The organism is Methylobacterium sp. WL19, from assembly GCF_008040005.1.
GTDB classification, from domain to species: Bacteria; Pseudomonadota; Alphaproteobacteria; order Rhizobiales; family Beijerinckiaceae; genus Methylobacterium; species Methylobacterium bullatum.
This window is the reverse complement of record NZ_VRVC01000159.1, coordinates 1-9,794: the sequence shown is the minus strand read 5'-3', so window position 1 is coordinate 9,794 and position 9,794 is coordinate 1. Positions and strand designations below refer to the sequence as shown.

The window sequence follows — 9,794 nt, the reverse complement described above, 5'->3', positions numbered from 1 at the left end:
GGTTCTCGATCGGACGACGCCCGCCCTTCGGACGCGGCCGAGGCGGCGGGAGGAGCGGAGCGATCTCATCCCAGAGATCATCGGGGAGAAGCGGTCTGGCCATGCCAAACCAACGCTGAAAGCAACGTTCGGTGCCGTTCTGTTAGGCGCTCTAAGTCACTCTCGCCGGACGAGAGGCGCGGCATTGTACCGACAAACCCTCCGCCTTAAACTCCCCGATATACCGTTCCGGAGGAGTATTGCTCGATCCTCCCTCGATCTGATCGCATTCTTGGGCGCCCTTCATCTGCCGACGGGCAGAGCATCGATCTCTCTCGGGCGCGGAGGCGAGCCTCTGGGCCAATAACGGAGGCCGACCATGACCAGTGACGCCGGAACCGCGCCTCCGCCCCCGGCGGCGGGCGAAGCGGCCACGTTCGAGGCGTTTTCGCGCGCCGTGCAGGCGCGGTTCGACGCCGTCGTCGCGGCCGACGGCCATCTCTTCGAGGTCGACGCTCCCGATCTCGGTCCGCTCTTCCTCGAGCACCTGCCGGCGGAGCGGCGGCCCTATCACACCTGCTCCTGCTGCCTGACCTTCCTGCGCCGCTTCGGCCGCCTCGTCACCGTCACGAAGAACGGCGGCATCGCCTCCGCGCTGTGGAGCCCCGATACCGTTCCCGACCTCTACCGGCCCGCCGTCACGGCGATGATGGGAGCCGTCACCGGCGCCCCGATCCGCTCCGCCTTCCTGGCCTCCGGCGAGACCTGGGGCCGCCCCACGGCCGGCGGCTTTCCCCATTTCTCGCTCGCGGTGCCGGAAACGCGACGCTACAGCGGCATCGTGGTCACCGCCCGGCAGGCGATGGCGGCGCGGCGCGAGGATTTCCGCACGCTCTCCCACGCCCTCGACGTGTTCGACCGGCGCGTCGTGGCGCAGGCCCTCACCCTCCTGCGGGCCGAGGCGCTGTACCGCTCCGAGAAGGTGATCGGCCCGGCCGAGTTTCTCCTGCGCCTGCACGACGAGGTTCCGCGCAAGGCCGGCCCGAAGCGGGACGCGATCCTGTGGCGGGCCGTCGCCAATGCGCCGCCCGGCTTCTGCACGCCGCGCGGCGGGATGATCGGCACGTTGCTGGCGGACATCGCAGAGGGCCGGGATTTCGCGACGGTCAAGGCACGCTTCGCCGCCAAGATGCACCCGCTCGCCTACCAGCGCCCGCAGGCCGCACCGAGGGCGGGCACCATCGCCCAGGCCGAACGCCTCTTCGCCCAGCTCGGTCTCGAACCGGCCTTGCGCCGCCGCTACGCGCATCTCGACGAGATCCCGACGATCTGGCGCCCGCGCCATGGGGCGGCGCCGGCCGAAGCGACGGCCTCCCACACCGCCTCCGGCATCTTCGGGGGTCTGAAGGCGAGGCAGGCGGCCGTGCCCGAAGCCGTGCTCGACATGCCGGCCCAGACGGTCACCTGGTCGAAGTTCGCCCGCGACGTCCTCCCTGACGCGCAGCGGATGTGGGTGTTCACGGCGGAGCGGATGACCTTTTGCGGCCTCGTCACCGCCGTCGATCCCGACGCGCCGCCCCTCCTGCAATGGGACCGCCCCGAGGCGCGCAACCCCGTCTCCTGGTACATCTACGTGAACGGCTCGACCCCGACGCGCTGGCGCCTGCCCGAGGGAGCGTGGGTGCCGGTGACGGGGGCCACGCTCCTGCCAGTCCTGTGGTCCGGCGCGGACCGATATCGCCACCACAGGACGGGCGCGGTGCTGATCCTCGATGGCGCGCAGGATGACGCCGCCTCGGGCCTCTGCCTGTTCCCCGAGTTCCTGCGCTCGGACCTGCACGGGGTACGGGCCGTGATCGAGGCCTATTCGAAAGCCCACAGGATCGAGGGCGTCGAGGAGGGCACGGCCAACGGTCTCCTCGTCGGCCAGGATGGGGATCATCGGATCCGCGTCGAGAGCGCTATCGGCACCGCCACCTATCGGATCGACCGCTGGGAGTGATCCGCGACGGTCGGTCCGCCGGCGGTGACACCGCCCGAGCGTGAGGGCGTTTCCCTCACACCCGCCCCAGCATCCGGTCGCTGATGATTCGCCGCTGGATCTCACTGGTTCCCTCGAAGATCGTGGTGAGCCGCGCGTCGCGCCAGTAGCGTTCCACCCGGCGTTCGGTGGTGTAGCCGTTGCCGCCGTGGAGCTGCATCGCCTGATTGGTGACGCGCACCGCCATCTCGGTGGCCAGCAGCTTCACCTTGGCGGATTCGCTCTCGGCCGCCTCGCCCTCGTCGAGGCGGTGGGCCACCTGTTGCCAGTAGGCGCGGGCCTGATCGACCTCCGCCGACATGTCGGCAAGCGCGAAGCGCAGGGCTTGGAACTCGCCGATCGGATGGCCGAACTGCTCGCGCTCCTGCAGGTAGAGCTGGCAATCCTCCACCGCCGCGCGGGCGACGCCGACGGCGCGGGCGGCGGTGTGGACGCGGGCGATGTTGAGGCCGCGCTGCACCGAGGCGAAGCCGCCGGAATCCGCATCCGCGCCGCCATCGCCGTAGAGGCCGGTGAGGCGGTCGCCCTCGGGCACGCGCACGCCGTCGAGTTCGAGCTCGAAGGTGAGGAAGCCGTGATAGCCGATCTTGTCGATGACATGCCCGGTCATGCCCTCTGGGAACGTGCCGGGCGTCTTGACCACGAGGAACGGCTCCAACCCGGCCGAGCGCGGCTCGCCCGGCTCCGGTTCGCGGGTGCGGGCCAGGACTTCGATGAAGTCGGCGGCGAGCGCGAAGCCCGCCCAGCGCTTGGTCCCGGTGAGCACCCAATCGTCCCCGTCGCGCACCGCGCGGGTCCGGACGCCGGCGAGATCGGAACCGGCGGTGGGCTCGGACAGGGCGATGCCGCCGATCCACTCGCCGCGCGCCGATCTTTGCAGAAGAGCGCGGCGGCGCTCCTCGTCGAGGGTCTGGGTGCCGAGCCCCTGCCCCCGCGCCAGGATGCTGCCGACGGAGAGCCAGGCGCGGGCCAATTCCTCCGAGACGAGGCAATATTCGAACACGCCGAGGCCGAGCCCGCCATGCTCGGCCGGGATGGTGATGCCGAACCAGCCCTTCTTCGCCATGGCGTCGATGAGCGAGCGCGGCATCTCGGCCTTCTGCCGGTCGAGTTCGTCGGCAAGCGGCAGGACCACATCCCTGGCGAAATCGCGGGCCTCCTGCTGGAGCCGGGCGCGCGCCTCCGTGCGCCAGGGCGAGAACAGTTCGGGCGGACGCGGCTGCTTCAACTTCGGCTTCGACAACTCCGGCTTCGACATGAGTTCTCCCGACATATTTTTGAGCTTTGCCGTATCTCTTCAAAGCCTCGGCCCGGGCGGTGGGTTCCGGGCAGGGCCAACCGGACCCGGATCAAACCGCCGCCATGGCGTCTTCCAACACCGAAAACGTCCTCGGATCGGCGCAATGAGCCACGTTGAAGCGCAGGAACTCGCGACCGCCAGCCCCGGCACTGAAGGCGGCGCCCGGGGCCAGCACCACGTCCCTGGCGAGGGCATGGCGCGCGACATCGGCGGAATCGAGCCCGTCCGGCAGGCGCGCCCAGAGGAAGAGACCGCCGCGCGGCTCGGTCCAGATCGTCAGGCCGCAGCGCTCCAGCCGCCGTGCGGTCTCGCCCATGGCGCGGGCGAGCTTTTCGCGGATTTCCGCGAGGTGGCGGCGATAGGCTCCGTCGGTGATGAGGCGGTGCATCAGCGTCGCCGAGAGATGTCCGTTGCCGAGGCTGAGGGCGAGCTTCAGGTCGATCAGCCCCTCCACCCAGTCGGGGCGCAGGGCGATGTAGCCGCAGCGGATCGAGGCCGAGAGGGTCTTCGAGAAACTGCCCACCGCGATCACCCGGTCGAGCCCGTCGAACCCCGCCAGACGCGGGGCCGGGTCGGCTTCGAGATCGCCAAAGATGTCGTCCTCGACGATGAGCATGTCGTGCGCCTCGGCGAGCTTGAGGACGCGGTGGGCCACGGCCGGGGCCAGGGTGGCGCCGGTGGGGTTATGGAGCGCGGAATTGGTCAGGTAGAACCGGGGCCGGTGCTCGACGATCAGCCGTTCGAGCTCGGCGACGTCCGGCCCGGCGGGGGTGAAGGGCACGCCCACCACCTTCGCGCGGTTCGCCCGCAGCAGCGCATGGTAGTTGAAGTAGCAGGGGTCATCGACCAGCACGGTATCGCCCGGGTCGAGGAGGAAACGGCACAGCAGGTCCACGGCCTGTGTCGCCGAATCCGTCAGGACGATCTGGTCGGCCTCCGCCTCGACACCCTTGTCGGCGAGCCGCCGGGCGATCTGGCTCCGCAACGGCGGAAAGCCGAGGGGCTTGTCGTAGCAGATCACGTTCGAATCGGCGTCGCGGGCGATGTGGCGCAGGGCGCGCCGGATCGCTTCCTCGGGCATCCATGACGAGGGCAGCCAGCCGGAACCGGGCTTCAGCAGCTCCGGCCCGGACTGCATGGATTGTCGGGTGATCCAGAGCGGGTCCACCGCCCGGTCGAGCTGCGGCCCGATCTCCTTCAGGCAGAGCGGGCGGGTCTTGCCCGCCACATAGAACCCCGAGCCCCGGCGCGCGACGATGGCGCCTTCCGCGCCGAGGCGCTCATAGGCCTCCACCACGGTGGATTTCGACACGCCCATGGATTCGGCGAAAGCCCGCACCGAGGGCAGCCGCGCGCCGGGCATGAGCTGCCGCCCGGCGATCCGCTCCGTGATCGCGGAGGAGACCGTGTCCACCAGGGTGGGCGTGGTCCGCGCCGATCCCGCCATCTGTCCTGCTCCACCGTCCGGACAATTCAGGCGAAGCGTACTGGACTGTCCCTATCGTCGCCAGTGCCCCGGAGCGCATCACGACCGAACGATCACGACGGGCGAGACGAGGACGATTGATGACCACGCTCCTGAAGCAGCAAGCCGGCACCGGGGCCGGTGACCGGGCCGGACGGCTCGCGCGGTTCGCTCGCCGGCTCCTGGCGAAGGCCGCCGCCGAGCTGTCGCGCCAGGCCATCAATCGTCGGGTCCTGCACAAGCTCAGCGTCATGACCGATCGCGAGCTGAAGGATATCGGCCTGATCCGGCAGGACGTGACGGATGCGGGCGCCGGCCCGGCCGATGCCTCCCAGTTCCTGATAAGCCGCCGGGACGAGAGACGGGAGGCGCGCCGCCGCCCAAGTCGTTAAGATCTGATCAGAACAGCAGAACGTGCATTATTGAGCATGACTTCGAATTCGGCATGCCGCCAAACTGGTCAATCGGATGGTGATTGAGGTTTATCCGTGGTCCGGTTCTACCAGACCTGCAGGCACCGCAAGTCTATTGAGGCTAAGTGTTCGATCGCACGTCATTCACGGCGAAGGGGGCGCACATCACCCTCATCACCTTCCTCGTCGTGCATCACCTTCCTCATCGTGAACGTGCGCCGAGAACCTGGACACTAGGATCATGAACAGCACCCTCAACTGGACCCCGGGCGACGCAGCAGCCGAACAGGTCGGACGGGCCACCCGCTTCGTCGGCAGCCTCGTCACCAAGGCCGCCTCCGTTTTCTCGCGCAACGATGCCGACGAGCGCGGCCTCGTGGAGCTCGGCTCGCTTTCCGAGCGGGAATTGAACGATATCGGCCTGACCCGCTGGGACGTCCTCGACGCCTACGACGCGCCTACGCCTTCGGACGCCACGAAGATCATCCTGGCCCATCGCGCCGTCCGCCAGGTGACGCGCCGCTTCGCCTGAACCGCGTGCCGCTCCGCACCGGTGATGGATCCGACACCGCCCGTCCACGCCATGGAGGCGTGGCGGGGGCGGTGCCCCTGGTCTAAGAGGAGAGCACGGCGACGCGCCTACGGCATCGGCCGCGGGCGACCCCACTCCTCACAGACCGGATCGACATGGCGAGCGCCTCAACCCATGTGAGCTTCCTGCCGCCGGTGCTGACCTTCCTGTCGGCGGCGGTGATCGGCGTGCCGATCTTCCGTCTCATCGGTCAGAGCGCCGTGCTCGGATATCTCGTCGCGGGCGTCGTCATCGGCCCCTTCGGGTTCTCGCTCATCGCCGAGCCGGAGACCGCCGCGAGCGTCGCGGAGCTCGGCGTCGTCCTCCTTCTCTTCATCGTCGGCCTCGAACTCGAGATTTCGCGACTGATCTCGATGCGGCGCGACATTTTCGGGCTCGGTGCGACGCAGCTGCTGCTCTGCACCATTGTGCTTGCCGGCGCCGGTGCCCTGTTCGGGCTCACCCCGGCCGCGAGCCTCGTCATCGGCGTCGCCCTCGCCCTGTCGGCCACGGCGGTGGCGCTGCAGCTCCTCGAGGAGCGCGGAGACCTCGGCACGCCCTATGGCGGCCGCGCCTTCGCGGTGCTCCTGTTCCAAGACATCTCCGTCGTGGCGATCCTCGCCCTGATGCCGCTCCTCGCCTCCACCGGCAGCAGCGGCAACGACGCGTGGCTCGGCCAGGCCCTTCAATCCACCGCCACGGTGGGGGGCGCACTCCTCGCCGTGGTTCTGGTGGGCCGCTACGGCCTCAACCCGTTCTTCAGCCTGCTCGCGGCCAGCGGCGCGCGCGAGGTGATGACGGCGGCGGCCCTCCTCGTGGTGCTCGGCACGGCGATGCTGATGGAGCATGTCGGCCTGTCGATGCCCATGGGCGCCTTCCTCGCCGGCGTGCTGCTCGCCGAATCGAATTTCCGGCACCAGCTCGAAGCCGATATCGAGCCGTTCCGCGGCATGCTCCTCGGCCTGTTCTTCATGAGCGTGGGCATGTCCATCGACGGCGGCCTGCTCAAGAGCGCGTGGCCCGCCCTGCTCGGGGCGACGGCGGCGGCCATCCTCATCAAGGTCGGGCTGGTGGCCAGCCTGTTCCGCCTGTTCGGCTCGCCCTGGCTCGACGCGGTGCGCGGGGCCGCGATTCTCGCGCCGGCCGGCGAGTTCGCCTTCGTGCTGCTGCCGGCGGGCGCCGAACTCGGCCTGATCGACCAGCCCTCCACGCGCTTCGCGGTGGCGCTGGCCGCCCTCACCATGCTGGTCGGCCCCGTCGCCGCCAAGGCCCTCGACGGCTACCTGTCCCGCCACCGGCCGGAGGCGGCCGAGCATGCCCCCGACCAGATCGAGAGCACCGAGGCCCGCGTCCTCGTCGTCGGCTTCGGCCGCTTCGGCCAGATCCTGACCCAGGTGCTGCTCGCCGAGGGGATCAGCGTCACGGTGATCGACAAGGACGTGGAGCAGATCCGCAGCGCCTCGCGCTTCGGCTTCCGCATCTATTACGGCGACGGCACCCGCCTCGACGTGCTGCGCGCCGCCGGAGTGGGCCGGGCGGAACTGCTCTGCATCTGCGTCGACGACCCGCAGGCCGCCCTCAAGATCGTCGACATCGTGCACGAGGAATTCACGGCGGTGCGCACCTATGTGCGCGCCTACGACCGGATGCATGCGGTGGAACTGATGAACCGGGACGTGGATTACCAGCTGCGCGAGACGGTGGAATCGGCCATCGCCTTCGGCCGCGCCACCCTCGAAGGGCTCGGCATCCCGGCGGAGGCCGCCGCCGCTACAGCCCAGGACGTGCGCAAGCGCGACGTCGCCCGCCTCGTCCTGCAGCAGGCGGGCGCTCTTCCGGAGGAATCGCGCTACATGGGCGGCAGCACCGAGATCAAGCCGGAACCGCTCACCGAGCCCAAGCGCCCCTCGCGGGCGCTGAGCACCGAGACGCGGGACATCATCGGTCTCGAGCGGCGCGAGGCGGCGACCCGCACGCTGCAACCCCAGGACACCCCGTCGGATGCCTGACACCCGCAAGGCGGCGGGACATCCCGCCGTCCGACAGGAGGCCGGACGGTTCGTCACGGGATCGATCCTGCGGCACGTGGTGGTGATGACCGGCACGGGCTCCATCGGCCTGATGGCGATCTTCGTGGTCGACCTGCTCTCGCTGATCTACGTCTCCAAGCTCGGGGACCCGACGCTCACGGCGGCGGTGGGTTTCGCCACCATCGTCCAGTTCTTCGCCATCGCCATCAATATCGGCCTGATGATCGCCGCCGGGGCCCTGGTCTCGCGGGCGATCGGGGCCGGCGACGAAGCGGGCGCGCGTCGGCTCGCCACCTCGGCCTCGATCCATGGCATCGCCGTCTCGGGCATCCTCGTTCTCGCGATGCTGCCGTTCCTGCCCCTCATCCTGTCCTGGATCGGCGCCGATGCCGAGACGCTTCCCGTGGCCGAGCGCTTCCTCTGGATCGCCCTGCCCTCGAACCTGCTGATGGGGCCGGGCATGATGTTCTCCGGCCTGCTACGCGCCGTCGGCGCGGCACGCCAGGCCATGTACGTGACGCTGGGCGGCGCCATCGTCACCGCCGGCCTCGATCCCCTCCTCATCTTCACGGCGGGTCTGGGGATCGACGGGGCGGCGATCACCACCTGCGTGGCGCGGGCGACCTTCGCCCTCGTCGGCCTCTGGGGCGTGCGCCAGCACAGGATGCTGGCCGCCCCCACATTGGCGGACGTGATCGCGGACGCGCCCACCGTGTTCAGGATCGCCCTGCCCGCCGTGCTCACCAACCTCGCCCCCTCGGTGGCGAGCGCCTTCATAGCCCACGCGCTGGCCAAGTTCGGCGCCGTGGCGGTGGCCGGCAACGTGGTGATCGACCGGCTGACCCCGGTGGCCTTCGGCGGCCTCTTCGCCATGTCCGGCTCCATCGGCCCCATCCTCGGGCAGAACTGGGGAGCGGGCCGGTTCGACCGCATGCGCGGCGTGCTGCGGGATGGGGCGCTGGTGACGGCGGCCTATGTCGTGGTGGTCTGGGCCGCCCTGATCGTCTTTCGCGGACCGCTGACGGGCCTGTTCGAACTGACCGGCACCGCCGCCGAGCTCTTCGTCTTCTTCTGCCTCGTGAGCGGGGGCGTGTGGTTCTTCACCGGGCTGCTGTTCCTCGCCAACGCCTCGTTCAACAATCTCGGCTTTCCCTTCCTGTCGACCTTCCTCAACTGGGGCCGGGCGACCATCGGGACCGTTCCGCCGGCCCTCCTCGGCGCCCATCTGTACGGCCCGAAGGGCATCATCGCCGGGGTGGGGTTCGGCTCGGTCGCCTTCGGGGCGATCGGGATCGCGCTGGCCTTTCGCACCGTGGGGCAACTGGAGAAACGGGCCGGTCTCGCGCCGAAAATGGCATCGGAGGCCGATGCGGATGCCTCCGGAGGCGATATTCCGGCCCCGGAGAGGCCGAACGCACTGGTTTAGTGCCGGTACGGGCATGATCCCGGGCTGGTAAGTGCCGCTGGGATGCGACAGAGTTCGCTCCTCGACAGCGGGCTGAAGCATTTCCGCCTGGCCGCGATGGGATTCGGAAGGCTTCCGCCATGTTCAACCTGTTCGATCTCATGCAGGCGCAAGGCGGAATGGGCGCCAACGGTTTCGGCCAGCAATTCGGCCTGTCGCCGGACCAGACCCGGCGGGCCATGGAAGCGCTGATGCCGGCCCTGACGCTGGGCCTCCAGCGCAACGCCGCCGCCGATCCCACCGGCTTCACCCAGATGTTCAGCTTCATGGACCCGAGCGCGTCCGCCACCACGCAGGCCAAGCCGCAGATGGACGCCATGATGCGCCAGCTCTTCGGCTCGCAGCATCTGGGGCAGGCCGTGCTGCAGCAGGCCGCGGCGGTGAGCGGCGTCGCGACACCGGCGTTGCGGCAGATGCTGCCGCTCATGGCCGGGATGGTGGTGGCGGGGATCGTCCACGTCATGATGAACCCCGGCCAGGCGGCTCCGGCCCCGGCGGCGCCTCCGCCCTCCCCCATCGGCAACCCGACC

General features: G+C 69.6%; 8 protein-coding genes and 1 pseudogene. 6 read left to right on the top strand and 3 right to left on the bottom strand.

All coding sequences use genetic code 11. The features are described from left to right. A pseudogene (locus FV220_RS22230) lies at nucleotides 1–103 on the bottom strand (IS5/IS1182 family transposase); the annotation flags it as partial. Nucleotides 104–358: 255 nt separating this feature from the next. Between FV220_RS22230 and FV220_RS22225 the strand changes: the two are divergent. Beyond that, on the top strand, nucleotides 359–1,981 hold the full coding sequence (locus tag FV220_RS22225; protein ID WP_147833251.1) for a hypothetical protein: 1,623 nt from the start codon (nucleotides 359–361) through the stop codon (nucleotides 1,979–1,981). A gap of 55 nt (nucleotides 1,982–2,036) precedes the next feature. On the opposite strand, the gene FV220_RS22220 is transcribed toward FV220_RS22225, so the two are convergent. Next, nucleotides 2,037–3,278, bottom strand: coding sequence for an acyl-CoA dehydrogenase family protein (locus FV220_RS22220; RefSeq protein ID WP_187273496.1), 1,242 nt, complete (start codon nucleotides 3,276–3,278; stop codon nucleotides 2,037–2,039). Nucleotides 3,279–3,369: 91 nt separating this feature from the next. Further along, nucleotides 3,370–4,767, bottom strand: coding sequence for a PLP-dependent aminotransferase family protein (locus FV220_RS22215; RefSeq protein ID WP_147833250.1), 1,398 nt, complete (start codon nucleotides 4,765–4,767; stop codon nucleotides 3,370–3,372). A 119-nt stretch (nucleotides 4,768–4,886) separates the two neighbouring features. Between FV220_RS22215 and FV220_RS22210 the strand changes: the two genes are divergently transcribed. The 5 genes from FV220_RS22210 to FV220_RS22190 form a co-directional block, all read left to right on the top strand. Then, a complete protein-coding gene (locus FV220_RS22210) occupies nucleotides 4,887–5,177 on the top strand; it encodes a DUF1127 domain-containing protein (protein ID WP_147833249.1) in 291 nt (96 codons plus the stop codon). Nucleotides 5,178–5,439: 262 nt separating this feature from the next. After that, a complete protein-coding gene (locus FV220_RS22205; protein ID WP_056140417.1) occupies nucleotides 5,440–5,730 on the top strand; it encodes a DUF1127 domain-containing protein in 291 nt (96 codons plus the stop codon). A 155-nt stretch (nucleotides 5,731–5,885) separates the two neighbouring features. Continuing rightward, nucleotides 5,886–7,778, top strand: coding sequence for a monovalent cation:proton antiporter-2 (CPA2) family protein (locus FV220_RS22200; protein WP_147833248.1), 1,893 nt, complete (start codon nucleotides 5,886–5,888; stop codon nucleotides 7,776–7,778). Further along, nucleotides 7,771–9,225: an MATE family efflux transporter gene (locus FV220_RS22195; RefSeq protein WP_147833247.1), complete on the top strand. Its 1,455-nt coding sequence runs from the start codon at nucleotides 7,771–7,773 to the stop codon at nucleotides 9,223–9,225. Before FV220_RS22200 ends, FV220_RS22195 begins: the two co-directional genes overlap by 8 nt. 119 nt (nucleotides 9,226–9,344) lie before the next feature. After that, the coding region (locus FV220_RS22190) for a DUF937 domain-containing protein (protein ID WP_147833246.1) at nucleotides 9,345–9,794 on the top strand (450 nt) is incomplete at its 3' end.

What these genes read in the sequence shown, in the direction of transcription:
- FV220_RS22220 (WP_187273496.1), bottom strand. Translation starts at nt 3,278, where the DNA reads ATGTCGAAGCCGGAGTTGTCGAAGCCGAAGTTGAAGCAGCCGCGTCCG.
- FV220_RS22210 (WP_147833249.1), top strand. Translation starts at nt 4,887, where the DNA reads ATGACCACGCTCCTGAAGCAGCAAGCCGGCACCGGGGCCGGTGACCGG.
- FV220_RS22205 (WP_056140417.1), top strand. Translation starts at nt 5,440, where the DNA reads ATGAACAGCACCCTCAACTGGACCCCGGGCGACGCAGCAGCCGAACAG.
- FV220_RS22225 (WP_147833251.1), top strand. Translation starts at nt 359, where the DNA reads ATGACCAGTGACGCCGGAACCGCGCCTCCGCCCCCGGCGGCGGGCGAA.
- FV220_RS22195 (WP_147833247.1), top strand. Translation starts at nt 7,771, where the DNA reads ATGCCTGACACCCGCAAGGCGGCGGGACATCCCGCCGTCCGACAGGAG.
- FV220_RS22200 (WP_147833248.1), top strand. Translation starts at nt 5,886, where the DNA reads ATGGCGAGCGCCTCAACCCATGTGAGCTTCCTGCCGCCGGTGCTGACC.
- FV220_RS22215 (WP_147833250.1), bottom strand. Translation starts at nt 4,767, where the DNA reads ATGGCGGGATCGGCGCGGACCACGCCCACCCTGGTGGACACGGTCTCC.